This is a genomic window from Ruegeria sp. AK4 (genome assembly GCF_056541025.1).
On sequence record NZ_JBQFXS010000019.1, the window covers coordinates 37,361 to 63,553 of the forward strand.

Sequence of the window (26,193 nt, forward strand, 5' to 3'; positions counted from 1 at the left end):
CTGAAAAACACCGGAATACGGCTTTTCCGGTGCCCCAGGTCGATCCGGACGGATGCTAAAAGGTGTTTGTTCGATGCGCGTTTTGACCCATGTCAAAGTTCGAACAGACGTGATCTGGAACAACACGCTTCCAGAAGACCCTGTATTGGAGCCAGCCAGTGAGCGATTCCGACCCCGCCCCCAGCTTATACGCCCCCCGAGAGCCGATCTTTCCACGGCGCGTATCAGGCCCGTTTCGCAATCTGAAATGGATCATCCTCGTGGTGACGCTGGGCATCTACTATGTGACCCCGTGGTTCAGGTGGGACCGCGGCCCCAGCCTGCCGGATCAGGCGGTGCTGCTGGATATGGCGAACCGGCGCTTTTACTTCTTCTGGATCGAGATCTGGCCGCACGAATTCTACTTTGTCGCCGGTCTTCTGATCATGGCCGGACTGGGGCTGTTCCTGTTCACCTCGGCTTTGGGACGGGTGTGGTGCGGCTATGCCTGTCCGCAGACCGTCTGGACCGACCTGTTCATTCTGGTCGAGCGCTGGATCGAAGGCGACAGAAACGCCCGGCTGCGGCTGCACCGGCAGGCGAAGCTGGATTTCCGCAAGGCGCGGCTGCGTGTTACCAAATGGGCCGCCTGGTTCCTGATCGGCCTCGCCACCGGCGGGGCCTGGGTGTTCTACTTTGCCGACGCGCCGACGCTGGCGCGAGATCTGGTCACAGGCAACGCGCATCCCGTGGCCTATACGACGATGCTGATCCTGACGGGTACGACCTTTTTCTTCGGCGGCTTCGCGCGGGAACAGATTTGTATCTACGCCTGTCCCTGGCCCCGCATTCAGGCTGCGATGATGGACGAGGATACTCTGGTCGTCGGCTACCGTGAATGGCGGGGCGAACCGCGCGGCAAGGGCAAACGCACGGCTGACTCTGAGCTTGGTGACTGCATCGACTGTATGGCCTGCGTGAATGTCTGCCCGGTTGGGATCGACATTCGGGATGGCCAGCAGCTGGAATGCATCACCTGCGCCCTTTGCATCGATGCCTGCGATGACATGATGGCCAAGATCGGCAAGCCCCGCGGCCTGATCGACTATATGGCGCTGAGCGATGAGGCCAACGAGCGCTCGGGCAAACCGCCCAAAAACGTGTGGAAACATATCCTGCGCCCACGCACGATCCTGTACACGTCGCTGTGGTCGCTGGTGGGGTTCGCGCTGCTGTTTGCCCTGTTCATCCGCTCGGATATCGATCTGACGGTCGCGCCCGTGCGCAATCCGACCTTCGTGACCCTGTCCGATGGCACGATCCGCAACACATACGATGTGCGGCTGCGCAACAAACACGGTGAAGACCGGCTGTTCAAGCTGTCCCTGGCCGGTGATCCGGCGATGCGGGTCGAGATCGAGGGCACCGACATTGATACTGTGAATGTCACCGCAGATACGGCACAATTGACCCGCGTTTACATCGTGGCCTCCGGAGACACGACACCGGCGGGGGCGGATACAACCCCGGTACGCATCTGGGTCGAGGACCTCAGCAGCGGTGAGCGCGCCTACAAAGACACCACGTTCAACGGGCGGGGGAACTGATGATGGCGGAACGTAAATTCACGGGAAAACACGCCCTGGCGGTGTTCGTGGGGGCCTTCGGGGTGATCATCGCGGTTAACCTGGTGCTGGCCTATAGCGCGGTGAAGACCTTTCCGGGGCTGGAGGTCAAGAACTCGTACGTCGCCAGTCAGGAGTTCAACGAACGCCTGCAGGAACATCAGGCGCTGGGGTGGGAGGTGCGCGCCGAAACCAGGGGCGGGCTGCTGATCCTGCATATCACCGATGCCAGCGGCGATCCGGTCCGGGTGGCCGATCTGCAGGCCGTGGTAGGCCGCGCAACCCATGTGCGCGAGGATTTCACTCCCGATTTCACCTTTGACGGCACCGCCTATGCAACGCCCGCCACGCTGGGCAAGGGCAACTGGAACATCCGCCTTGTGGCCCGCGACAGCGAAGGCGTCGAGTTTGCGCAGCGCGTGCCCCTTTATGTGAAAGGCTAGGGACGTGACGGCGCAGCTTTCCTCTGGCACGGCGGCCTGTCCGGGCTGTATCGCGGCCCCGGCAGAACCGGCGCGACCCATTCCGCAGGATGCCCAGATTGCGTTGTCCCTGCCGGGCATCCATTGCTCGGCCTGTATCGCGACCGTTGAACGCGAGTTGAACGCCCATCCCGGCGTCGAGGATGCGCGGGTCAACCTGACCCTGAAACGCGCCATGATCAAAGCCGCGCCCGAGACGCGCGCCGCCGATCTGATCCCGGTTCTGGAAGGCGCAGGGTACGAGGCGCATGAACTTGACCCCGGCGCCCTGTCCGCCACCAGCGCCGACAAGGCGGGCCGCGACCTGCTGATGCGGCTGGCGGTGGCCGGGTTTGCGTCGATGAATGTGATGCTGCTGTCGGTTTCGGTCTGGTCCGGTGCATCGGATGCGACGCGGGACATGTTCCACTGGATTTCGGCGGCCATCGCCTTGCCCGCGATTGCGTTTTCCGCCCAGCCCTTCTTTGCCAACGCCTGGAGCGCCCTGCGCGTCCGGCGGCTGAACATGGACGTGCCGATTGTGCTGGCGATCCTGCTGGCGCTGGCCACATCGCTGTGGGAAACCGCGCTGAGCGGCGAGCATGCCTATTTCGATGCCGCCCTGACCCTGACCTTCTTCCTGCTGGCTGGCCGGTATCTGGACTACCGCACCCGCGCGGCGGCCCGATCCGCCGCCGAGGAACTGACCGCATTGGAAGTGCCCCGCGCCATTCGTGTCGTTCAAGGCCGCGAAGAAGAGGTCGCGGTGTCAACGCTGTCTGTCGGCGATTTAATCCTTGTGCGTCCCGGTGGGCGGATGCCCGTGGATGGTGAGGTTGTCGAAGGCCAATCCGAACTGGACCGGTCCTTGCTGACCGGGGAAACCCTGCCGGTCTTCGTTGAAACCGGGCAGGCCGTCAGCGCCGGTGAGGTCAACCTGACCGGTCCACTGACCATCCGCGCGACGGCGGTGGGTGAAGATACCTCGCTGCACCGCATGGCCGATCTGGTGGCAATCGCGGAATCCGGGCGCTCGCGCTATACCTCGCTGGCGGACAAGGCGGCCAAGCTTTATGCGCCGGGTGTGCATATCCTGTCGGCGCTCAGCTTTGTGGGCTGGTATATCTATTCCGGCGATCTGAGGACCGCCCTGAACATCGCGGCGGCGGTGCTTATCATCACCTGCCCCTGCGCGCTGGGTCTGGCCGTTCCTGCGGTGACCACGGCAGCCTCGGGCCGGTTGTTCCGCAAGGGGATGCTGATCAAACACGCCACCGCTTTGGAACGTCTGGCCGAGGTGGACACGGTTGTTTTCGACAAGACCGGCACGCTGACCTCGGGCACGCCCGAGCTGACCAACCTGAGCGACCATTCCCGCGCTGATCTGGAAATCGCGCTGGCCTTGGCCGAGGCATCCGCGCACCCGCTGTCGGTCTCGCTGGCCTCTGCCGCGCGGGCCGCCGGGATCAAACCGGCCAACCTGCGCGATATTGCCGAAGTGCCGGGTTATGGCACCCAAGGCACCTATCGCGGAGAACGCGTGCGTCTGGGCCGCGCGGCCTGGGTGGGCGGTGAACAGGGGGCGGAGACCTCTGCCTGGCTGGCGGTCGGGCAAAACGCGCCCGTTGCCTTCAGATTTACCGACGCCCTGCGCCCCGGCGCGGCCGAGGCGGTCGCCGCTTTTGCCCGATCCGGCAAGCAGGTGATCCTGATCTCGGGCGACGCGCGCGGGGCCGTTGAAACATTGGCCGGTAAGCTGGGCATCACCAACTGGATTGCCGAAGCCTTGCCGCAGGACAAGGCCGGGCATATCCAAAACCTCAGCGAACAGGGCCGCCGCGTTCTGATGGTCGGCGACGGCCTGAACGACACGGCAGCGCTGGCGGCGGCGCATGTCTCGATCTCTCCGGCCTCGGCGCTGGATGCGGCGCGGGTGGCCTCGGACATCGTGCTGCTGGGCAATGACCTGTCGCCCATCGCGGATGCCTGCGACACGGCGGTCAAAGCCACCAAACGGATTCGCGAGAACTTTCAGATCGCCACCGTCTACAACGTGATCGCCGTGCCCCTGGCGGTGATCGGGCTGGCGACCCCGCTGATTGCGGCATTGGCGATGTCGACCTCGTCCATTACCGTATCCCTGAACGCATTGCGGCTGAGGTGAAGCGATGGAAGTGCTGGCATATCTGATCCCGATTTCCCTGTTTCTGGGCGGTGTTGGACTGGTTGCGTTCATCTACACAGTGCGCTCGAACCAGTACGAAGACCCCGAGGGCGACGCCCGCCGGATTCTGAGCGACGAATGGGACGACAAGCCCAAACCCTGACCGGGCCATGCCCAGGACATCACAGTAGGCCCGACTGCCCTTGAAATTGCCGCAATGCCCGGTTATGTCCGGCCCATCCGCTAGCAGAGAGAATACGCCAAATGGCTACCACCAACCCGATCCAGTTCATTCAGCAGGTCCGTGCCGAAGTTTCCAAGGTCGTCTGGCCGACCCGGCGCGAGGTGCTGTTGACCACGGTCATGGTGTTCATCATGGCGGCGCTGACGGCTGTGTTCTTCGCTCTGGTCGATCTGGGCATTCGCGGCGGTCTGCAGCTGATCCTCGGCGCGTTCAGCTAAGCGCCCAAACACAGCTGCCCCCTTGCGCCCCGCGCAATGTGCTAGTAGGTGACGCGGGACTATTCGGAATGGGCGTGCGGCGATTCGGACCGCGCGCCGCTTTTTATTCCGGGTCACGTGATGGAATTTCAATACCGGTGCATCCGGCCAACAGGATGCGACCGAAGGCAAACAAGGACGACAGGTTCATGGCGAAACGGTGGTACTCGGTCAGCGTTCTTTCGAATTTCGAAAAGAAGATCGCAGAGCAGATCCGCACGTCGGTGGCCGAGCAGGGCCTTGAAGATGATATCGACGAGGTTCTGGTGCCCACCGAAGAGGTGATCGAAGTGCGCCGGGGCAAGAAGGTCACGACCGAACGCCGCTTCATGCCCGGCTATGTGCTGGTGCATATGGAGATGTCGGATCAGGGCTACCACCTGATCAACTCGATCAACCGCGTCACCGGTTTCCTGGGCCCTCAGGGACGCCCGATGCCGATGCGCGACGCCGAGGTGAACCAGATCCTGAACCGCGTTCAGGAGGGCGAAGAAGCGCCGAAGCTGATGATCACCTTCGAGATCGGCGAGAAGGTCAAGGTCAACGACGGCCCGTTCGAGGATTTCGACGGCATGGTCGAGGGCGTGGACGACGAGGCGCAGAAGCTGAAGGTCTCGGTTTCGATCTTTGGGCGGGAAACGCCTGTGGAACTGGACTTTACGCAGGTTACGAAGCAGGGCTGATTAGAGCCTTGTGGAGATTTTGACGCCGCGTTGCCTTGGGTAGCGCGGCGTTTTCTTGTTTTTTGGACTACTTAAATCAAGTCGCTGTGCCCGTAGAGCGGGCACTTAAGGTTGAACAATGGCAAGAGTCGTGTTGAGGGCCTGGAGAGCCATCTCGCGAGCTTCGTCAACGGGCATGTCAACAAATATTGGGTCAAGATTGTTTGTGCTGACCGTCAATCTCGACCCTTTCCCAAACGGCTGCCAAACCCAACACTGAGTTTTAATCCCTTCATCCGGTAAAAGACAAATTTAACCTTTGTTCAGGTCGCCTTGACGTTCTTTCTTCAACGATCCGCCTTCTTTCCAATACGGTTTGGGAAAGCCAAGCTCATCCTCAGTCGCAAACAGCACCTTTCCCACGTGGCGGTACGGATGCGAGGAATAGCGATCGCACCACTCGGGCTCATCAATGCCCTCACAGAGAGAAGTCAGAGCCGCATGATTGGATGCGGGGGTTATCCACACCACGTCCATATCAATAGCGCGTGTGCCGTTTTGGCTACGTCTGCATATCTTCGAAAAACCAGATTTGCGGTTCATCCTTCCGAAATGGGTTGCGGAATTCCCAATTTCGAGGCGGGGTTTTAGTTCTGGTGGTAGAACTACAACTTCACCAGCAATACGAACATGCAGGTCTTCTTTAAGGCAATCCTTTGGCACGTACTGAAGCCAAAGGGCGTGACCCGTATATGCGCAGGCGACAATGACCGGAACTGAAACGGATATAGTCGGAGAAACTCGCGCAAGTCTCATGACACTGCCCCAGCCCGCGCCGAGTGCAAACATGGCAAGGCAAGACAAGATGACAATGAGGTACCCTAGCCCAGCATATTGACCCGCCATCGGGTGGTACAACAAGAAGCCCGCGGGAAGAGCAATTGAAGCGAGCATGAGCGGAGCGCGAACTCGCCAATCAAATCGAAACGCTATTGCGGAAGTCAACGCGAAGCCTGCTAGAGCAATCGAAAAGACGGTGGGTGAATTTAGAGGGAACAAAAGCTGCCTTTTGCAAATGGTTTGATTGAATATCAGCAATCTTCAATCAGAAGTAGATTTGGCGCGATGCTGGAATTCCATACTGTGAGTTCGGTTTGGATGTACGTGAGTGGATATTCGCAATGCCCTTGCCAACCCCACCATTCCCCTATAAACGCCGCCTCTATCGTCTTCGGGCGAGATTCTCTCGTGGGAGGTTCTTGGGATCGCGATCCCGGGCCGGACCACGCAACATAAACCGGGTGGGACGCGTCCCATTCACGTTGAAAGGAAAACCAAATGGCCAAGAAGCTTGCTGGTACAATGAAGCTGCAGGTTCCTGCAGGTCAGGCGAACCCCTCGCCGCCAGTTGGTCCGGCGCTGGGTCAGCGCGGCATCAACATCATGGAATTCTGCAAGGCGTTCAACGCCAAGACCGCAGATATGGAGCAGGGTGCCCCTTGCCCGACCGTGATCACCTATTATCAGGACAAGTCCTTCACCATGGACATCAAGACGCCGCCCGCGTCTTACTATCTGAAAAAAGCCGCTGGTCTGAAGCCGGTTGGCAAGCGGAACCGCCCCCGTGGCGCGGAAAACCCCGGTCGTGAAACCGTGGCCACCGTGACCACCAAGCAGGTTCGCGAAATTGCCGAAGCCAAAATGAAAGATCTGAACGCCAACGACGTCGAAGGCGCAATGCAGATCATCCTGGGCTCGGCCCGCTCTATGGGCATCGAGGTGAAGTAAGATGGCAAAACTCGGTAAACGTACCCGCGCTGCGCGCGAAGCTATCGCCGGTAAGGAAAACCTGTCGGTTGAAGAAGCGGTTGCTCTGGTCAAGGGCAATGCGACCTCGAAGTTCGACGAGACCATCGAGATTGCTCTGAACCTGGGCGTTGACACCCGTCACGCGGACCAGATGGTGCGCGGCGTTGTCGGCCTGCCGAACGGCACCGGCAAAGCGATGCGCGTCGCTGTGTTCGCGCGTGGTCCCAAGGCGGACGAAGCGAAAGAAGCAGGCGCAGATATCGTTGGCGCAGAGGACCTGATGGAAACCATTCAGGGCGGCACCATCGAATTCGACCGCTGCATTGCCACCCCGGACATGATGCCGATCGTCGGCCGTCTGGGTAAGGTTCTGGGCCCCCGCAACCTGATGCCGAACCCCAAGGTCGGCACCGTGACCATGGACGTGAAAGCGGCCGTGGAAGCAGCCAAGGGCGGTGAAGTTCAGTTCAAGGCGGAAAAAGGCGGCGTTGTGCATGCCGGTGTTGGCAAAGCGTCGTTCGACGAAGCCAAGCTGGTCGAAAACGTCCGCGCATTCGTTTCGGCTGTTGCCAAGGCGAAGCCGTCGGGCGCCAAAGGCACCTACATGAAGAAAATCGCGCTGAGCTCGACCATGGGCCCCGGCGTGACGCTGGATGTGGCGGCTGCTTCGGGCGAATAAGCCCTGACGCCTCGTCAGACAGGATAGACCCGGGCGGTGCAAACTGCCCGGGTTTTTCTATTGGTTGTCTTGATTTGAAAGATCACGCACCTTACATCTTGTGCGCACATAGTGCGCACAAGATGTAAGGTTAAAATGCAATGAAGTTTGACTACAGGTATGCAAATCCCGAGGCCACACACCGTGAGACGGGCTTGGTTATAGACATCACATATGAGGCGCAAGGCCCAGGGGTGACATTTAAGATTGCAAACGAGGTCGGGAAGAAACTGGATGAGGTTAAGATCGACTTGATCCTTGAGGACCTTCGACAGACGGTTGACGACGAAAGAAACCGATCCGAGATGCAGAGGCTTGTTCATGGTACATTTGCCGGGAACTGCTCGTTTGTTGAGATTATTTTGGAGGGCGAAACCTCACGCAAAGTGACAAACAGGACGTTGCAATCGTGGCTGGCCGACCCCCAGAGGCCGAGTAGCAGGAAATGCCCTGCATGGGCGGTCAGGGCTTTAAAAAACTATATCGAAAAAGAAGGGGGGCAAGAGGCTGTTCGCGAGACGAACCACTACATCATGGAGCAAATTCGCGAGCGGCCCGGAGGGCATCTTCGCGTAATGGCGCGACAAGATGGCAACAGACGGGCAGAAGAAAGAATTGAGCGAGAGGATACACAACTCAAAAGACTAACGAACGCATCTGTATCTGAATTTCCCGAGGTTATACACAAGCGTTTTTCAGACGTGGAACGCGAGCGCGCGCATGACGGTGCAGTTGTCGACATCATTCTGCATGCCCTACGGCAACTCGATGGGAATAGCTCGATTCAGGACTTCGCAAAATACGTGCTGGAGCATCTGGATGCCAAGTTTGAGTGGGATCACACGGTTAGAACTACGGTTGAAGAGTTGAGAAGGGGCGAAACGTAAGTAGATGGCTGCTGGTGCCCACTCTGGTGTTTCCATCCAAAAGCCTTGGCCGCCGATTACCTATCGAAGCTGAGTGGTGGCGGTGAAAGGGTGAATGGGCGCAAGCAGTTCGTATTTGGATTTAACCCGGGCATAATCACGCCCTAGCCGAAGCTCTGCCGGAACGCCTGTTGCAGCCTCAGTTCCAGCCGTGCGCGGCGGTGGTCTTCCTGCGGGCTGCAGGCATAGTCGCTGCGGCTGAGAAACAGCCAGTCTTTCAGCAATCGCCCGCGGAGGCAGAAATCCAGAATGTCGGTATTGATCGGATGGCGGTAGCGGCGAAAGAACATCTCTTTGTGTCTTTTCAGGATGCCGCTACGGTCGACCTCGGATGCGGGGCCATCGCGGAAGATGTCCGCCTTCAGGAAGTCGACGATGTCATAGGTTGCCAGTTTCTCGCGCGCTTCTGTGAAATCCAGGCCGATGGTTTTGCCCTGGCCTACGATCAGATTCAGACCGTGGAAATCCCCATGCGCAAAGACCCGCAGGTCGGGTTGGCCTTTCAGCCGGTCGGCCTCGGACCGCATGACGTTGATCATAACCTCGCTTTTTCGGGCGAGGGGGTGGGGGAGGGATGCGGCAAGCTCGTGAAAGCTGGTGGTCATCCATCTTGGGCGGAAGCCGTACTGCGTTGGCGGTCGGAACCCGTGGAAATCGTGCAGCCAGGACCCGGCGCGGCGGTAAATCTGCGCGACCTGGTCGGCGTTGGTGCAGTTGTAGATCAGATCGACGGCTGTCGGGCGGTCGATGAATTCCGAGGCGAAGAATGTCCCGTTCTGTGACAGGTAAACGGGTTCAATGACCCGCGATGTCTGGTTGCCCCCGAAATAGGCGCTCAGGTCCTTCAGAAGGGCGAATTCCTTCTGCAGCCTGCCGGTCTCGGCGGATTCGGTGTCGATCTTGATTGCATAATGGTTCGACCCGGCCTTGACCCGCAGCAGAAAGCGGGTCTCAGGAAAGTCGTGAGACCGGTAGACGCAGTCAAATCCCGAAATGGCCCCGTGGATGCCGTTTTGCGCGAATTCTTTCACGCAGGCGGCGGCGCGGGCGTGTTCGTCTTTGGTCAGGGCCTGCATCTTGGGAAAATACGCATATCTGTGTTGTGGTATCCGACCGTCCGAATGGACTGCACAAGGGTGCGCAAGTCAATTGCGGCTGCATCCGAAACCGCGGGTCGCGTCATTTTGTTCTATTGGCATCACGCCGAACATGGTATGGTGACGGAACATTCAAATTCAGGGGCAAAACACCGATGCAATCGGTGATTTTACCCCTTGGAAACCCCGCCTATCTGTCCTAAGTAGACCTGCGGAATAAAGCGTGCGATTCGTCGTGCGCTTTATTTTGTTTCGTCCAAGACGGTGGGTGGTGCCATCCGGCCCCTTAATTCCCTGCCTGAGACGGGTAAGACCAAAGAATTCTGAGGGTCGCGATCCTCGGGCGCATTTTGGCCAATCCCGTAACAACGGACCTGAACGCCGGGGGCTTGCCTTCGGCAAATATGAGCCGGGGTGAGATATCGCCCCTAACTTGGAGAGAACTGTGGATAGAGCCCAGAAAGAGAAAGTGGTCGAGGAACTCGGCCAGATCTTCGAAAGCTCTGGCGTCGTGGTGGTTGCTCACTACGCCGGTCTGACAGTTGCCGAGATGCAGGACCTTCGCGCACGTGCTCGTGACGCGGGTGGTGCCGTGCGTGTTGCCAAGAACAGGCTCGCCAAAATCGCCCTCGACGGAAAGCCATGTGCAAGCATCGCTGACCTGCTGACGGGTATGACCGTTCTGACCTATTCCGAGGACCCCGTGGCAGCAGCCAAGGTGGCTGAGGACTTCGCCAAGGAGAACAAGAAGTTCGAAATCCTTGGCGGTGCAATGGGCGAGAACGCTCTGGACCGCAAAGGCGTTGAAGCCGTTTCGAAAATGCCGTCGCGTGAGGAGCTTATTGCTTCGATCGTTGGCTGCATTGGCGCACCTGCTTCGAACATCGCCGGCGCGATTGGCGCACCTGCAAGCAACATCGCAAGCATCCTTTCCACCATCGAAGAGAAGGCGGAAGCTGCGTAAGCGGTTGGCACTGAATGATCTGCGTAGGGCATGCGCCCTGACGTTGGAACACACATTGTAAACGGAAAGAGCTGATAAAATGGCTGATCTGAAAGCACTCGCAGAAAGCATCGTGGGTCTGACCCTGCTGGAAGCACAAGAACTGAAAACCATCCTCAAAGACGAATACGGCATCGAGCCCGCAGCTGGCGGCGCCGTAATGGTTGCCGCAGCTGGCGATGCCGGCGGTGCAGCCGAGGAAGAGAAAACCGAATTCGACGTCGTTCTGAAGAACGCCGGCGCTTCGAAAATCAACGTGATCAAAGAAGTTCGCGGCATCACCGGTCTGGGCCTGAAAGAAGCCAAGGAACTGGTCGAAGCCGGCGGCAAGATCAAAGAAGGCGTGTCGAAAGACGAAGCCGAAGAAGTCAAAGGCAAGCTGGAAGCAGCTGGCGCCGAGGTCGAACTGGCCTAAGCGTTTTTGCTCAGGGACCCGCTTTCTTGAAAAGAAAGCGGTCCGGAGTTCTTCAGGAACTCCGGTCTGTGCCCGAAAGTTCAGGCTGGGTCCGGAGAAATCCGGGTCCAGCCGAACCTGTCTTAGAAAGGGCCTCATTGACGGGGGCGTTTTCTAAGACACGGTTTTCGGATCGGGAGGCTGCCTTCGGGACGGTGGCCATGAATTGATCCGGACGTGTTGTCTCGATTGTGCAAGATGCCGGGGCCCGACGGTGTCTTTGCCCGCTGAGAACATCGAAAGGTGACATCTGACATGGCTCAAACGTTCCTTGGCCAGAAACGTCTTCGTAAATACTACGGCAAAATCCGCGAAGTTTTGGAAATGCCGAACCTCATTGAGGTGCAGAAATCTTCCTATGACCTTTTCCTGCGCTCCGGCGATGCAGAGCAGCCCACAGACGGCGAAGGCATCAAAGGCGTGTTCCAGTCGGTTTTCCCGATCAAGGATTTCAACGAAACCTCCGTTCTGGAGTTCGTGAAATACGATCTGGAAAAGCCGAAATATGATGTCGAAGAGTGCATGCAGCGCGACATGACCTACAGCGCGCCGCTGAAGGTCACTCTGCGTCTGATCGTGTTTGATGTCGATGAGGACACCGGTGCGAAATCGGTCAAGGATATCAAGGAACAGGACGTGTTCATGGGCGACATGCCCCTGATGACACCGAACGGCACGTTCATCGTGAACGGCACTGAGCGTGTGATCGTCAGCCAGATGCACCGCTCGCCCGGTGTGTTCTTTGACCATGACAAGGGCAAGACCCATTCCTCGGGCAAGCTGCTGTTTGCCTGCCGCATCATCCCGTATCGCGGCAGCTGGCTGGACTTTGAGTTCGACGCCAAGGACATCGTGTTCGCCCGTATCGACCGTCGCCGCAAACTGCCTGTGACAACCCTGCTTTATGCGCTGGGTCTGGATCAGGAAGCGATCATGGACGCCTATTACAACACCGTGTCCTACAAGCTGGACAAGAAGAAAGGCTGGGTCACGCCGTTCTTCCCCGAGCGCGTGCGCGGCACCCGTCCGACCTATGATCTGGTCGACGCGAAATCCGGTGAAGTGATTGCCGAGGCGGGTAAGAAAGTCACCCCGCGCGCGGTCAAGAAGCTGATCGACGAAGGCAGCGTTACCAACCTGCTGGTGCCCTTCGACAACATCGTCGGCAAGTTTGTCGCCAAGGACATCATCAACGAAGAAACCGGCGCGATCTATGTCGAAGCCGGGGATGAGCTGACCCTGGAATACGACAAGGACGGCGACCTGATCGGCGGCACCGTCAAGGACCTGATGGATGCGGGCATCACCGACATCCCGGTTCTGGACATCGACAACGTCAATGTCGGCCCATACATGCGCAACACGATGGCTCAGGACAAGAACCTGAACCGTGAAAGCGCGCTGATGGACATCTACCGCGTCATGCGCCCGGGCGAGCCGCCCACCGTCGAGGCTGCGTCGGCCCTGTTCGACACCCTGTTCTTCGACAGCGAGCGTTATGACCTGTCCGCGGTTGGCCGTGTGAAGATGAACATGCGTCTGGCATTGGACGCGCCGGACACCCTGCGCACCCTGCGCCGCGAAGATATCGTGGCCTGCATCAAGGCGCTGGTGGAACTGCGTGACGGCAAAGGCGACGTGGACGATATCGACCACCTCGGCAACCGTCGTGTGCGTTCGGTCGGCGAACTGATGGAAAACCAGTACCGCGTCGGTCTGCTGCGCATGGAGCGCGCGATCAAAGAGCGTATGTCGTCGGTCGAGATCGACACCGTCATGCCGCAGGACCTGATCAACGCGAAACCGGCTGCAGCTGCTGTCCGTGAATTCTTCGGCTCGTCGCAGCTGTCGCAGTTCATGGACCAGACCAACCCGCTGTCGGAAGTGACCCACAAACGCCGCCTCTCGGCGCTTGGCCCCGGTGGTCTGACACGGGAACGTGCGGGCTTTGAGGTGCGCGACGTGCACCCGACCCACTATGGCCGGATGTGCCCGATTGAAACGCCCGAAGGCCCGAACATCGGTCTGATCAACTCGCTGGCCACCTTTGCCCGCGTGAACAAGTATGGCTTCATCGAAACACCGTACCGCGTCGTGAAAGACGCTGAGGTGACCGATGAGGTTCACTACATGTCCGCGACTGAAGAAATGCGTCACACCGTGGCGCAGGCGAACGCGACCTTGGATGCGGATGGCAAGTTCATCAACGATCTGGTGTCGACCCGTCAGGCCGGTGACTACACCCTTGCCCCGCGCGAGAATGTGGACCTGATCGACGTAAGCCCGAAACAGCTGGTCTCGGTCGCTGCATCGCTGATCCCGTTCCTTGAAAATGACGACGCCAACCGCGCTCTGATGGGCTCGAACATGCAACGTCAGGCGGTTCCGCTGCTGCGGGCCGAGGCACCGCTGGTCGGCACCGGGATCGAGGAAAAGGTTGCGATCGACTCGGGCGCTGCGATTCAGGCGAAACGCGCCGGTATCATCGACCAGGTCGATGCCCAGCGTATCGTTATCCGCGCCACCGAGGATCTGGAGCTGGGCGACGCTGGCGTTGACATCTATCGTCTGCGCAAGTTCCAGCGCTCGAACCAGAACACCTGCATCAACCAGCGTCCGCTGATCAAGGTGGGTGACACCGTCCAGAAGGGCGAGGTCATTGCCGATGGTCCGTCGACCGATATGGGTGAACTGGCCCTTGGTAAGAACGTGGTCGTCGCGTTCATGCCGTGGAACGGTTACAACTACGAAGACTCGATCCTGATCTCGGAACGTATTGCGCGTGACGACGTCTTTACCTCGGTCCATATCGAGGAGTTTGAAGTCGCCGCCCGTGACACCAAGCTGGGCCCGGAAGAGATCACCCGCGACATCCCGAATGTCGGTGAAGAAGCGCTGCGCAACCTCGACGAGGCGGGCATCGTTTACATCGGTGCGGATGTTGAGCCGGGCGATATTCTGGTCGGGAAGATCACTCCGAAGGGCGAAAGCCCGATGACCCCGGAAGAAAAGCTGCTGCGCGCCATCTTTGGTGAAAAAGCATCTGACGTGCGCGACACCTCGCTGCGCGTGAAGCCGGGCGATTACGGTACGGTCGTGGAAGTCCGCGTCTTCAACCGTCACGGCGTCGAGAAAGACGAGCGTGCGCTGCAGATCGAGCGTGAGGAAGTCGAACGTCTGGCCCGTGACCGGGATGACGAGCTGGCGATCCTTGACCGCAACATCTATGCGCGTTTGCAGGGCCTGATCCTGGGTAAAACCGCTGTCAAAGGCCCGAAAGGCGTCAAGGCGGGGTCGGTGATCACCGAGGATCTGCTGGAAACCCTGACCCGTGGTCAGTGGTGGCAGCTGGCGCTGGAAGGCGAGCAGGACGCACAGATCGTTGAGGCTCTGAACGAGCAGTACGAAGTGCAGAAACGCGCTCTGGACGCCCGTTTCGAGGACAAGGTCGAAAAAGTCCGTCGTGGCGACGACCTGCCGCCGGGTGTGATGAAGATGGTCAAAGTCTTCATCGCCGTGAAGCGTAAGCTGCAGCCGGGCGACAAGATGGCCGGTCGTCACGGGAACAAAGGTGTGATCTCCAAGGTTGTTCCGATGGAAGACATGCCGTTCTTGGCCGATGGTACCCCGGTAGACTTCTGTCTGAACCCGCTGGGCGTGCCTTCGCGTATGAACGTTGGTCAGATCCTTGAAACCCACATGGGTTGGGCCGCGCGCGGTCTGGGTCTGAACATCGACGACGCTCTGGGTGAATACCGCCGTTCCGGCGATCTGACACCGGTGCGCGAAGCGATGAAGCTGGCCTATGGCGAGAATGTCTATGAAGAAGGCATCACCGGTCTGGACGAGGATGGCCTGATTGAGGCTGCGGGCAACGTGACCCGCGGTGTTCCGATCGCAACCCCGGTCTTTGACGGTGCCAAAGAGGCTGACGTCAACGACGCGCTGGTGCGTGCGGGCTTCTCGGAAAGTGGTCAGTCGGTTCTGTTCGACGGTCGCACTGGCGAGCAGTTTGCGCGTCCGGTGACCGTGGGCATCAAGTACCTGCTGAAACTGCACCACCTGGTGGACGACAAAATCCACGCGCGTTCGACCGGGCCGTACAGCCTGGTGACCCAGCAGCCGCTGGGTGGTAAGGCGCAGTTCGGTGGTCAGCGCTTTGGTGAGATGGAAGTCTGGGCTCTGGAAGCTTACGGCGCTGCCTACACCCTGCAGGAGATGCTCACCGTGAAATCGGATGATGTCGCTGGCCGGACCAAGGTCTATGAGTCGATCGTCAAAGGCGAGGATAACTTTGAAGCGGGCGTACCGGAATCGTTCAACGTTCTGGTGAAAGAAGTCCGTGGCCTCGGCCTGAATATGGAACTCCTGGATGCGGAGGTTGAGGAATAAGAATTTTGAAAAAATTCTTGGGCGGAAACTTTTGAAGTTTCCGCTCCCCTCTCCCCCCTTCCGCAAGATTTGAGGTAACAAATGAACCAGGAAATCACCAACAACCCGTTCAACCCGCTGACGCCCCCGAAGGTTTTCGACGAGATCAAGGTCTCGTTGGCGTCGCCCGAGCGGATCCTGTCTTGGTCCTATGGCGAGATCAAGAAACCCGAAACCATCAACTACCGGACGTTCAAGCCCGAGCGTGACGGTTTGTTCTGCGCGCGTATCTTTGGCCCGATCAAAGATTACGAATGTCTGTGCGGCAAATATAAGCGGATGAAGTATCGCGGCGTTGTCTGCGAGAAATGCGGTGTGGAAGTCACCCTGCAAAAAGTCCGCCGCGAGCGTATGGGCCACATCGAACTGGCCGCGCCCGTCGCACATATCTGGTTCCTGAAATCGCTGCCGTCCCGCATCGGTCTGATGCTGGACATGACGCTGCGCGATCTGGAACGCGTTCTGTACTTTGAAAACTATGTCGTCATCGAGCCCGGTCTGACCGACCTGACCTACGGCCAGATGCTGACCGAAGAAGAGTACATGGATGCGCAGGATGCCTATGGCATGGACGCGTTCACCGCGAACATCGGTGCCGAAGCCATCCGTGAGATGCTGGCCCAGATCGATCTGGAAGCCGAAGCCGAGCAGCTGCGCGCTGATCTGGCCGAAGCGACCGGCGAGTTGAAGCCCAAGAAGATCATCAAGCGCCTGAAGGTTGTTGAATCCTTCCTCGAGTCGGGCAACCGCCCCGAGTGGATGGTGATGACCGTGATCCCGGTCATTCCGCCGGAACTGCGTCCGCTGGTCCCGCTGGATGGTGGCCGTTTTGCGACTTCGGATCTGAACGATCTGTATCGCCGCGTCATCAACCGGAACAACCGTCTGAAGCGTCTGATCGAACTGCGCGCGCCGGATATCATCGTCCGCAACGAAAAGCGGATGCTGCAGGAATCCGTGGATGCTCTGTTCGACAACGGCCGTCGTGGCCGCGTGATCACCGGCGCCAACAAGCGTCCGCTGAAATCGCTGTCGGACATGCTGAAAGGGAAACAGGGCCGCTTCCGTCAGAACCTTCTGGGGAAACGCGTCGACTTCTCGGGCCGTTCGGTCATTGTGACCGGTCCGGAACTCAAGCTGCACCAGTGTGGTCTGCCCAAGAAGATGGCGCTGGAGTTGTTCAAGCCGTTCATCTACTCGCGCCTTGAAGCCAAGGGTCTGTCTTCGACCGTGAAACAGGCGAAGAAACTGGTCGAGAAAGAGCGCCCCGAAGTGTGGGATATCCTCGACGAGGTGATCCGCGAACACCCTGTCATGCTGAACCGTGCGCCGACGCTGCACCGTCTTGGCATTCAGGCGTTCGAACCGGTTCTGATCGAAGGCAAAGCCATCCAGCTGCACCCGCTGGTCTGCTCGGCCTTCAATGCCGACTTCGACGGGGACCAGATGGCCGTTCACGTCCCGCTGAGCCTTGAGGCGCAGCTGGAAGCCCGCGTTCTGATGATGTCGACGAACAACGTTCTGTCGCCTGCAAACGGCGCGCCTATTATTGTCCCGTCGCAGGACATGATCCTGGGTCTCTACTATGTGACCCTGGAACGCGAAGGCATGCCGGGCGAAGGCAAGGTCTTTGGCTCGATCGACGAAGTTCAGCACGCGCTGGATTCGGGTGAAGTGCACTTGCACACCAAGATCACCGCGCGGATCACGCAGATCGACGACGAAGGCAACGAAGTTCAGAAGCGCTATGAAACCACTCCGGGCCGTCTGCGTCTGGGTGCATTGCTGCCGATGAACAACAAGGCGCCGTTCGATCTGGTCAACCGCCTGCTGCGGAAGAAAGAAGTGCAGCAGGTGATCGACACCGTCTACCGCTACTGCGGTCAGAAAGAGTCGGTTATCTTCTGTGACCAGATCATGTCGATGGGCTTCAAGGAAGCGTTCAAGGCGGGCATCTCGTTCGGTAAGGACGACATGGTCATTCCGGACGACAAGTGGGGCATCGTTGATGACACCCGCGGTCAGGTGAAGGACTTTGAACAGCAGTACATGGACGGCCTGATCACCCAGGGCGAAAAGTACAACAAGGTTGTCGATGCCTGGTCGAAGTGTAACGACCGCGTCACCGAAGCGATGATGAGCACGATTTCGTCGTCGGATCGGGCACAGGACGGGTCCGAGCAGGAACCGAACTCGGTCTACATGATGGCCCACTCGGGTGCGCGTGGCTCGGTCACTCAGATGAAACAGCTGGGCGGCATGCGCGGCCTGATGGCCAAGCCGAACGGTGACATCATCGAGACGCCGATCATCTCGAACTTCAAGGAAGGTCTGACCGTTCTCGAGTACTTCAACTCGACCCACGGTGCCCGTAAGGGTCTGTCGGATACCGCCCTGAAAACGGCGAACTCGGGGTATCTGACCCGCCGTCTGGTGGACGTGGCACAGGACTGCATCGTGCGCGAGATCGATTGTGGCACCGAGCGTGCGATCACGGCCGAAGCTGCCGTGAACGACGGTGAGGTTGTTGCTTCGCTGGCCGAACGTGTGCTGGGCCGTGTGGCCGCAGACGATGTTCTGCGTCCGGGCACGGATGAGGTGATCGTGGCCGCTGGTCAACTGATCGACGAACGTATGGCCGACACGATTGACGAAGCTGGCATCGCGTCTATGCGCATCCGCTCGCCGCTGACCTGTGAGTCCGAGGAAGGCGTCTGCGCCACCTGCTACGGTCGTGACCTGGCCCGCGGGACCATGGTGAACACGGGTGAAGCTGTCGGCATCATCGCCGCCCAGTCCATCGGTGAACCCGGTACGCAGCTGACGATGCGGACCTTCCACATCGGTGGTGTTGCGCAAGGTGGTCAGCAGTCGTTCCAGGAAGCCAACCAGGACGGCGTTGTTGCGTTCGAGAACCCGCAGATTCTGGTCAATGCCGCCGGCGAAAGCCTGGTCATGGGCCGGAACATGAAGCTGGTGATCAACGACGAACACGGTGAGGAGCGTGCCAGCTTCAAGCTGGGCTATGGCTCGAAGCTGTTCGTCAAGGACGGCACAAAGGTAGCCCGTGGCGACAAGCTGTTCGAGTGGGATCCCTACACCCTGCCGATCATCGCCGAGAAAGCCGGTACCGCGAAATATGTCGATCTGGTTTCGGGCCTTGCCGTCCGCGACGAGACCGACGAAGCAACCGGCATGACCCAGAAGATCGTGATCGACTGGCGCGCCGCCCCCAAAGGCAGCGACCTGAAGCCCGAGATCATTCTGGTCGGTGAAGATGGCGAGCCGGTCCGCAACGATGCGGGCAACCCGGTTCACTATCCGATGTCGGTGGATGCGATCCTGTCGGTCGAAGATGGCCAGACCATCGAAGCCGGTGACGTTGTCGCGCGTATCCCGCGTGAAGGTGCCAAGACCAAGGACATCACCGGTGGTCTGCCGCGTGTGGCCGAACTGTTCGAAGCGCGCCGTCCGAAAGATCACGCGATCATCGCAGAAGCCGATGGTTACGTGCGCTTTGGCCGCGACTACAAGAACAAGCGCCGCATCAGCATCGAACCGGCTGACGAGTCGATGGAAACGATCGAGTACATGGTGCCCAAGGGCAAGCACATCCCGGTGCAGGAAGGCGACTTCGTGCAGAAGGGTGACTATATCATGGACGGTAACCCGGCCCCGCATGACATCCTGTCCATCATGGGTGTCGAAGCGCTGGCGGATTACATGATCGACGAGGTGCAGGATGTTTATCGTCTGCAGGGCGTGAAGATCAACGACAAGCATATCGAGGTCATCGTGCGCCAGATGCTGCAGAAGTGGGAGATCCTGGATTCAGGTGACAGCACCCTGCTGAAAGGCGAGCATGTCGACAAGCAGGAGTTCGATGCAGCCAACGAGAAGACCATCTCGCGCGGCGGTCGTCCGGCTCAGGGCGAACCGATCCTGCTGGGGATCACCAAAGCCTCGCTGCAGACGCGTTCGTTCATCTCGGCGGCGTCGTTCCAGGAAACCACCCGCGTTCTGACCGAGGCTTCGGTTCAGGGCAAGAAGGACAAGCTGGTTGGCCTGAAAGAGAACGTCATCGTCGGTCGCCTGATCCCCGCCGGGACAGGTGGTGCCACGCAGGCCGTCCGCCACATCGCGCAGTCGCGTGACAACGTGGTGATCGAAGCCCGCCGGGAAGAGGCCGAAGCCGCCGCTGCCCTGGCTGCGCCGGTCATGGACGACGATCTGGTCGGCGATGAGCTGGACGTTCTGGTGGAAACACCGGAAAGCCGCGAGTAAGCGGACCCTCAGAAACACCGAAGAAGCCCTGCGATTTCGCGGGGCTTTTTCTGTTTTGGGGTGTTATGAACGTAACGCTTGCGCATTAGAATATTGTTCTTCGCATTGGGGTATTTGAAGCGCGGATACCATGAAGAAAATGACCTCGGATATTGCGACCCGCTACGAGAGCGCCGCCCCAAAATGGGGCGATAAGATGCGTATGCTGGGCTATTATGATGCCTATCTGGGGTTCCTTACCGCTGGGCCAAAGAAGAGGGTACAACCGGCGCATGTCCTGGACATAGGTGCGGGAACGGCGTCGTTCTCCGAGGCTTGGACAGCAGCCAATGGGCCACCGGAAAAACTGACACTGCTCGAACCCAGCCGCGCGATGCTGATCCAGGGTCAGGCTGCTTTGCGCGCCCGGGGTGTCGAGCCGCACCTTGTTCAGGGCTTGTTGGGTGAAGTCGATCTGGAGCCTGCCGACGTCGTTCTCGTAGCGCATGTGATCGAGCATTGTCCCGATCCGATGCGCGCATTGACACAGATTTATGGCCTGTTGCGTCCCGGTGGACGGCTGTACCTTGTGGTGTCCAAACCGCACTGGTGCAACGTGATCATCTGGTTTCAATGGCGTCACCGCACGTTTCAGCGGGATGAAATTCTGTCTCTGCTACGCGAGGCAGGTTTCGATGTTGAAACTGTCTATTCTTTTCCTTCCGGGCCCCCTTCACGCACGAGCCGAGGAATAGTGGCCATCCGAAAATGACACGTCAGGCCGTGAACAACAAAAATGCGCATTGGTCCATACTTAAACTACAGGGGTTTGCAAACTCTTGACATCCATTCCCCGCGTACTGCCAATGCTTCGATATTCTTGACTTGGAGCAGAGCGCAATGACCCCCAACGTCAAAGGCGCCCTGCTGATGATGGGCAGCATGGCCGCGATTACGGTGAACGATACCTTTGTGAAGGTGGCCCTGCAGGAGCTGCCGCTGTTTCAGGTGGTTGCGATGCGGGGGGCGCTGGCCACCGGTTTGATCTTTGTCCTTACCCGGTATCTCGGCGCTCTGCATCTGAATTTTCCGTTTCATGACAAATGGTTGATCGCCTTCCGATGCGTTGCGGAACTGTCGGCCACCTTCTTTTTCCTGACCGCACTGAAGAACATGCCGCTTGCGAATGTGTCGGCGGTTCTGCAGGCGCTGCCGCTGACGGTGACGCTGGGGGCGGCGCTGTTTTTCTCGGAACGGATCGGCTGGCGGCGGATTTTGGCCATTGGCATCGGTTTTGCCGGGATGCTGCTGATCGTGCGGCCGGGGCCTGATGGGTTCAGCCTCTATGCCGGTTACGCTCTGGCAGCGATGGTCTCGGTGGCTGTGCGCGATCTGATCACGCGGCGGATGTCGGCGCAGGTGCCATCCATGGTCGTTACCCTTGCCACAGCGCTGTCGGTCACGTTGATTGCTGGTGTTTTCTCGGTCTTCGAGGGCTGGGCGGCCGTATCACCCGGCAGCGGTGCGATGGTGGCCGCGGCGGGGGTGTTTATCCTGGTGGCCTATTTGTTCAGCGTCATGGTCATGCGCGAAGGCGAGGTCGGATTTATCGCGCCTTTCAGATATACCAGCCTGCTCTGGGCCCTTGGGCTGGGCTGGGCCGTTTTTGGCGAATGGCCGGACATGATCACCTTGTTCGGGGCCGGGTTGGTCGTGGCCGCTGGGGTGTTCACCCTGTTCCGCGAACGCTCACATCAGGCGGCAGAGTGAACCTGCCGGACCACGGTCTGATCGATGGCGAAGCGGGCGATGAATTCGCCCTCTTGCTCGGGGGTCAGGGGGAGCAGTTCCTTGGTGTTGTTCCTGGCCCTTTTGGAATCGTTGAAACCGTTCAGGGACCGCACCCACATCGGTGCATCCGGGTAGCTTACGACCGGCATGAAGCGACCAACCCTGTGGTGGGTGAAGCTCATGATCGTCTGTTTGCATCCACCGCGAATGTGCATGCCAAGCCCGACGCCCAGTAGCGACTTGTACGTCTTTTTCGCCACAATACCTTGCGCATTGAGACGGGCAAAAAACCCTTGGGTGAAATCGATCCCGACATGACGGTTCCGCGCCATCAGCGCCTTGCTGTCCCGCGCCGCTTCGCGCAGCCGTTCCACGAAATCGACGGACACGGCATCGTCGTCATCATGGCGGAATTGCAGGCAGGGCTGATCGGGATCTGTGCGGGCCTCGTTCAGGATATCCTTCATCACATGCCGGTGGCGTTTGTCGGTATCCGACGATCTTTGCACGATCCGCACCTGTTTCACGTCTGCCGTCAGGTCATTCAGCCGGTCAAAGGCAGGTTTGGGCAGGCAATGGCCCACGACGACCAGCAGTTCAAAATCCTCGTCCGTATGTTCGCGAAAGCAGGGCAGAGTCGAGGATTCAAACAGGCGGAACCGCTCTTCCAGCCGCTCGGGGCTGTAGAGAAACCGCCGCCGCTCCTCCAGCGTTTCATGTTCGGTCTGAAAGCTCCCAAGGGCGGGAAAGGAAAACCGGCAGAGCCCTATCACTTGCATTCGTCATCCGATATTCGAAGTCTCAGCGCACTATGCCGGGGGCATCCGGAACCCGCAACGGTGGAAGGGGCCTGCGGCCTTTGATAAATCAGCGCTATCCGGCCTGACGGGCCTCGGGGCCTGCGCGCTGTTGACACCGGGGCCGACTCCCCTTAATACGCGCGCATCTCGGTACCGGGGGCCGCCCCAAAACCGATCTCAGTAATGAACTGGTCAAGGCCCGGACAATTTTGCCGTTCGCGCCCTCTGATAACCAACCGCGACGTTCACCTCGGAATGGGAACGCTCGCGGGTTTTGCGCTTGTGGACGCATGAGTGCAGTAAAGTTTAACCGCACGCAACCGCGTGCATGTCATGTGTGTTGCAAAACGGGGAAGAAACCGGAATGCCAACTATTCAACAGCTGATCCGCAAACCGCGGCAGCCCAAAGTAAAACGCTCGAAGTCCATGCACCTGGAGCAGTGCCCGCAGAAACGCGGCGTCTGCACACGTGTATATACCACCACACCGAAGAAACCGAACTCGGCTATGCGTAAGGTTGCCAAGGTGCGCCTGACCAACGGGTTCGAGGTGATCTCGTACATCCCCGGTGAAAGCCACAACCTGCAGGAACACTCGGTTGTTCTGATCCGTGGCGGCCGTGTAAAAGACCTTCCTGGTGTGCGTTACCACATCCTGCGCGGTGTTCTGGATACTCAGGGCGTCAAAGACCGTAAGCAGCGTCGTTCGAAATACGGCGCGAAGCGTCCCAAGTAAGAAGGAGAGGCTGATATGTCACGTCGTCACGCCGCCGAAAAACGCGAAGTCCTGCCTGACGCCAAATTTGGCGACAAGGTTCTGACCAAATTCATGAACAACCTGATGATCGACGGCAAGAAGTCGGTCGCCGAGCGCATCGTCTACAACGCCTTTGACCGCGTTGAGACCAAGATCAAGCGCGCACCTGTCGAAGTGTTCCACGAAGCGCTCGACAACATCAAACCGTCGGTCGAGGTTCGCTCGCGCCGGGTTGGTGGTGCAACCTATCAGGTTCCGGTCGAAGTCCGCCCCGAGCGCCGCGAAGCCCTGGCCATCCGCTGGCTGATCACCGCTGCGCGCGGCCGCAACGAAAACACCATGGAAGAGCGCCTTGCCGGTGAGCTGCTGGACGCTGTACAGTCCCGCGGTACTGCCGTGAAAAAGCGCGAAGACACCCACAAGATGGCCGAGGCGAACAAAGCCTTCAGCCACTACCGCTGGTAATTCAGAGGCTTATCAAAAATGGCACGCGAATATCCGCTCGAACTATACCGTAACTTCGGTATCATGGCGCACATCGACGCAGGTAAGACCACCTGCTCGGAGCGTATCCTGTATTACACTGGCAAATCCCACAACATCGGTGAGGTGCACGATGGTGCAGCCACCATGGACTGGATGGAGCAGGAGCAGGAACGCGGCATCACCATCACCTCGGCTGCGACCACCACTTTCTGGGAACGCACCGAAGATGGTCAGCATGCTGACACGCCCAAGCACCGCCTAAACATCATCGACACCCCCGGCCACGTTGACTTCACCATCGAAGTCGAACGCTCGCTGGCGGTTCTCGACGGTGCCGTCTGCGTTCTGGACGCAAACGCCGGTGTTGAACCCCAGACCGAAACCGTGTGGCGTCAGGCTGACCGCTACAAGGTTCCGCGTATGGTTTTCGTCAACAAGATGGACAAGATCGGCGCTGACTTCTTCAACTGCGTCAACATGATCGAAGACCGCACCGGCGCACGCGCTGTTCCGGTTGGTATTCCGATCGGTGCCGAGTCCGAGCTGGAAGGTCTGATCGACCTGGTCACCATGGAAGAATGGCTGTGGCAGGGCGAAGATCTGGGCGCAAGCTGGATCAAAGCACCGATCCGCGACAGCCTGAAGGACATGGCTGAAGAATGGCGCGGCAAGATGATCGAAGCGGCCGTCGAAATGGACGACGACGCGATGATGGAATACCTGGAAGGCAATGAGCCCGACGTTCCGACCCTGCGCGCCCTGCTGCGCAAAGGCACCCTGGAAATCGCGTTCGTTCCGGTTCTGGGTGGGTCTGCGTTCAAGAACAAAGGCGTTCAGCCGCTGCTCAACGCTGTGATCGACTATCTGCCCAGCCCGCTGGACGTTGTCGATTACATGGGCTTCAAACCCGGCGACGAGGAAGAAGTTCGTGACATCGCCCGTCGTGCAGACGACGACATGGCCTTCTCGGGTCTGGCGTTCAAAATCATGAACGACCCCTTCGTTGGTTCGCTGACCTTCACCCGGATCTACTCGGGCACCATGAACAAGGGTGACTCGATCCTGAACTCGACCAAAGGTAAGAAAGAGCGCATCGGTCGTATGATGATGATGCACTCGAACAACCGGGAAGAGATCGAAGAAGCGTTTGCAGGCGACATCATCGCGCTGGCGGGTCTGAAAGACACCACCACCGGTGACACCCTGTGCGACGCGAAGGATCCGGTGGTTCTGGAAACCATGACCTTCCCCGATCCGGTGATCGAGATCGCGGTCGAGCCCAAAACCAAGGGCGACCAGGAGAAAATGTCCCAGGGTCTGGCCCGTCTGGCCGCCGAAGACCCGTCCTTCCGTGTGGAAACTGACCTGGAATCGGGCCAGACCATCATGAAGGGCATGGGCGAACTTCACCTGGACATCCTGGTGGACCGTCTGAAGCGCGAGTTCAAGGTCGAGGCGAACATCGGTGCACCGCAGGTGGCCTATCGCGAAACCATCTCGATGCCGGTCGAGCATACCTACACCCACAAGAAACAGTCTGGTGGTTCGGGTCAGTTCGCGGAAGTCAAGCTGGAAATCCAGCCGACCGAGCCGGGCGAGGGTTACTCGTTCGAAAGCCGCATCGTTGGTGGTGCCGTTCCGAAGGAATACATCCCCGGTGTTGAAAAAGGCATCAACTCGGTCATGGACAGCGGCCCGCTGGCCGGCTTCCCCGTGATCGACTTCAAGGTTGCCCTGCTGGACGGTAAGTTCCACGACGTCGACTCGAGCGTTCTGGCGTTCGAAATCGCATCGCGGATGTGTATGCGTGAAGGCATGCGCAAAGCTGGCGCGAAGCTGCTGGAACCGATCATGAAGGTCGAAGTGATCACCCCGGAAGAATACACCGGCGGTATCATCGGCGACCTGACCTCGCGTCGTGGCCAGGTCTCTGGTCAGGAACCGCGCGGCAACGCCATCGCGATTGACGCGTTTGTTCCGCTGGCCAACATGTTCGGCTACATCAACACCCTGCGTTCGATGTCGTCGGGCCGTGCCCAGTTCACCATGCAGTTCGACCACTACGATCCGGTTCCGCAGAACATCTCGGACGAGATCCAGGCGAAATACGCATAAGCGAAGATTTGAGGGAGCCCGGTTAGCGGGCTCCTGTCATTACCGACAAAGGAGGCCATCATGGCAAAGGAAAAGTTTGAGCGTACAAAACCGCACGTCAACATCGGCACGATTGGCCACGTTGACCACGGCAAGACCACGCTGACCGCAG

At 59.1% G+C, this 26,193-nt stretch carries 22 protein-coding genes; 19 read left to right on the forward strand and 3 right to left on the reverse strand.

All coding sequences use genetic code 11. From position 1 onward, the window contains the following. Positions 1 to 158 precede the first annotated feature (158 nt). The 6 genes from ccoG (at position 159) to nusG (ending at position 5,413) form a co-directional block, all read left to right on the forward strand. Positions 159 to 1,586, forward strand: coding sequence for a cytochrome c oxidase accessory protein CcoG (gene ccoG / locus ACR0EZ_RS21340; protein ID WP_480616728.1), 1,428 nt, complete (start codon positions 159 to 161; stop codon positions 1,584 to 1,586). 2 nt (positions 1,587 to 1,588) lie between these two features. Beyond that, positions 1,589 to 2,047 carry a FixH family protein gene (locus ACR0EZ_RS21345; protein ID WP_480616730.1) on the forward strand — a complete coding sequence of 153 codons (459 nt, stop codon included), beginning with the start codon at positions 1,589 to 1,591 and terminating at the stop codon, positions 2,045 to 2,047. A 4-nt stretch (positions 2,048 to 2,051) separates the two neighbouring features. Next, positions 2,052 to 4,229: a heavy metal translocating P-type ATPase gene (locus tag ACR0EZ_RS21350; protein WP_480616731.1), complete on the forward strand. Its 2,178-nt coding sequence runs from the start codon at positions 2,052 to 2,054 to the stop codon at positions 4,227 to 4,229. Between the two features lie 4 nt (positions 4,230 to 4,233). Next, positions 4,234 to 4,392 (forward strand): cbb3-type cytochrome oxidase assembly protein CcoS, encoded by a 159-nt coding sequence (gene ccoS / locus ACR0EZ_RS21355; RefSeq protein ID WP_170417043.1) that lies wholly within the window; start codon positions 4,234 to 4,236, stop codon positions 4,390 to 4,392. A 101-nt stretch (positions 4,393 to 4,493) separates the two neighbouring features. Further along, positions 4,494 to 4,691, forward strand: a complete 198-nt coding sequence (gene secE / locus ACR0EZ_RS21360; RefSeq protein ID WP_050605011.1) for a preprotein translocase subunit SecE — start codon at positions 4,494 to 4,496, stop codon at positions 4,689 to 4,691. A gap of 188 nt (positions 4,692 to 4,879) precedes the next feature. Then, positions 4,880 to 5,413: a transcription termination/antitermination protein NusG gene (gene nusG / locus ACR0EZ_RS21365; RefSeq protein ID WP_480616755.1), complete on the forward strand. Its 534-nt coding sequence runs from the start codon at positions 4,880 to 4,882 to the stop codon at positions 5,411 to 5,413. Between the two features lie 291 nt (positions 5,414 to 5,704). Here nusG and ACR0EZ_RS21370 read toward each other — a convergent pair whose 3' ends face one another. Then, positions 5,705 to 6,490, reverse strand: a complete 786-nt coding sequence (locus ACR0EZ_RS21370) for a hypothetical protein (protein WP_480616732.1) — start codon at positions 6,488 to 6,490, stop codon at positions 5,705 to 5,707. Between the two features lie 240 nt (positions 6,491 to 6,730). Here ACR0EZ_RS21370 and rplK point away from each other — a divergent pair, with 240 nt between their 5' ends. The 3 genes from rplK to ACR0EZ_RS21385 all read left to right on the forward strand — a co-directional run bounded on the left by rplK (position 6,731) and on the right by ACR0EZ_RS21385 (position 8,806). Further along, entirely contained in the window at positions 6,731 to 7,180 is a 450-nt protein-coding gene (rplK, locus tag ACR0EZ_RS21375; RefSeq protein ID WP_113791694.1) for a 50S ribosomal protein L11, read from the forward strand. A gap of 1 nt (position 7,181) precedes the next feature. Further along, complete coding sequence (gene rplA, locus ACR0EZ_RS21380; protein ID WP_480616733.1) at positions 7,182 to 7,880, forward strand: 50S ribosomal protein L1; 699 nt, start codon at positions 7,182 to 7,184, stop codon at positions 7,878 to 7,880. Positions 7,881 to 8,020: 140 nt separating this feature from the next. Next, on the forward strand, positions 8,021 to 8,806 hold the full coding sequence (locus ACR0EZ_RS21385) for a hypothetical protein (protein ID WP_480616735.1): 786 nt from the start codon (positions 8,021 to 8,023) through the stop codon (positions 8,804 to 8,806). 143 nt (positions 8,807 to 8,949) lie between these two features. Here ACR0EZ_RS21385 and ACR0EZ_RS21390 read toward each other — a convergent pair whose 3' ends face one another. Next, positions 8,950 to 9,921, reverse strand: a complete 972-nt coding sequence (locus ACR0EZ_RS21390) for a phosphotransferase (RefSeq protein WP_480616736.1) — start codon at positions 9,919 to 9,921, stop codon at positions 8,950 to 8,952. 466 nt (positions 9,922 to 10,387) lie between these two features. Between ACR0EZ_RS21390 and rplJ the strand changes: the two genes are divergently transcribed. The 6 genes from rplJ to ACR0EZ_RS21420 all read left to right on the forward strand — a co-directional run bounded on the left by rplJ (position 10,388) and on the right by ACR0EZ_RS21420 (position 21,863). Further along, positions 10,388 to 10,906, forward strand: coding sequence for a 50S ribosomal protein L10 (gene rplJ / locus ACR0EZ_RS21395; RefSeq protein WP_480616738.1), 519 nt, complete (start codon positions 10,388 to 10,390; stop codon positions 10,904 to 10,906). A gap of 79 nt (positions 10,907 to 10,985) precedes the next feature. Next, on the forward strand, positions 10,986 to 11,360 hold the full coding sequence (rplL, locus tag ACR0EZ_RS21400; protein ID WP_480616740.1) for a 50S ribosomal protein L7/L12: 375 nt from the start codon (positions 10,986 to 10,988) through the stop codon (positions 11,358 to 11,360). A gap of 294 nt (positions 11,361 to 11,654) precedes the next feature. Continuing rightward, positions 11,655 to 15,791: a DNA-directed RNA polymerase subunit beta gene (gene rpoB, locus ACR0EZ_RS21405; RefSeq protein ID WP_480616741.1), complete on the forward strand. Its 4,137-nt coding sequence runs from the start codon at positions 11,655 to 11,657 to the stop codon at positions 15,789 to 15,791. An 81-nt stretch (positions 15,792 to 15,872) separates the two neighbouring features. Further along, a complete protein-coding gene (rpoC, locus tag ACR0EZ_RS21410; RefSeq protein ID WP_480616743.1) occupies positions 15,873 to 20,114 on the forward strand; it encodes a DNA-directed RNA polymerase subunit beta' in 4,242 nt (1,413 codons plus the stop codon). Between the two features lie 130 nt (positions 20,115 to 20,244). Continuing rightward, on the forward strand, positions 20,245 to 20,865 hold the full coding sequence (locus ACR0EZ_RS21415) for a class I SAM-dependent methyltransferase (RefSeq protein WP_480616745.1): 621 nt from the start codon (positions 20,245 to 20,247) through the stop codon (positions 20,863 to 20,865). A gap of 128 nt (positions 20,866 to 20,993) precedes the next feature. Further along, positions 20,994 to 21,863, forward strand: coding sequence for a DMT family transporter (locus tag ACR0EZ_RS21420; protein WP_480616747.1), 870 nt, complete (start codon positions 20,994 to 20,996; stop codon positions 21,861 to 21,863). On the opposite strand, the gene ACR0EZ_RS21425 is transcribed toward ACR0EZ_RS21420, so the two are convergent. Then, a complete protein-coding gene (locus tag ACR0EZ_RS21425) occupies positions 21,848 to 22,663 on the reverse strand; it encodes a putative rhamnosyl transferase (protein ID WP_480616748.1) in 816 nt (271 codons plus the stop codon). The two genes, ACR0EZ_RS21420 and ACR0EZ_RS21425, sit on opposite strands and share 16 nt — an antisense overlap. 385 nt (positions 22,664 to 23,048) lie before the next feature. On the opposite strand from ACR0EZ_RS21425, the gene rpsL reads away from it, so the two are divergent. From rpsL to ACR0EZ_RS21445, 4 genes are all read left to right on the forward strand, one after another. Continuing rightward, positions 23,049 to 23,420: a 30S ribosomal protein S12 gene (gene rpsL, locus ACR0EZ_RS21430; protein ID WP_005621086.1), complete on the forward strand. Its 372-nt coding sequence runs from the start codon at positions 23,049 to 23,051 to the stop codon at positions 23,418 to 23,420. 15 nt (positions 23,421 to 23,435) lie between these two features. Further along, on the forward strand, positions 23,436 to 23,906 hold the full coding sequence (gene rpsG / locus ACR0EZ_RS21435) for a 30S ribosomal protein S7 (protein ID WP_170446863.1): 471 nt from the start codon (positions 23,436 to 23,438) through the stop codon (positions 23,904 to 23,906). An 18-nt stretch (positions 23,907 to 23,924) separates the two neighbouring features. Continuing rightward, complete coding sequence (fusA, locus tag ACR0EZ_RS21440; protein WP_480616750.1) at positions 23,925 to 26,042, forward strand: elongation factor G; 2,118 nt, start codon at positions 23,925 to 23,927, stop codon at positions 26,040 to 26,042. Between the two features lie 60 nt (positions 26,043 to 26,102). Next, a partial coding sequence (locus ACR0EZ_RS21445) for a GTP-binding protein (RefSeq protein ID WP_215675807.1) occupies positions 26,103 to 26,193 on the forward strand: 91 nt, incomplete at its 3' end.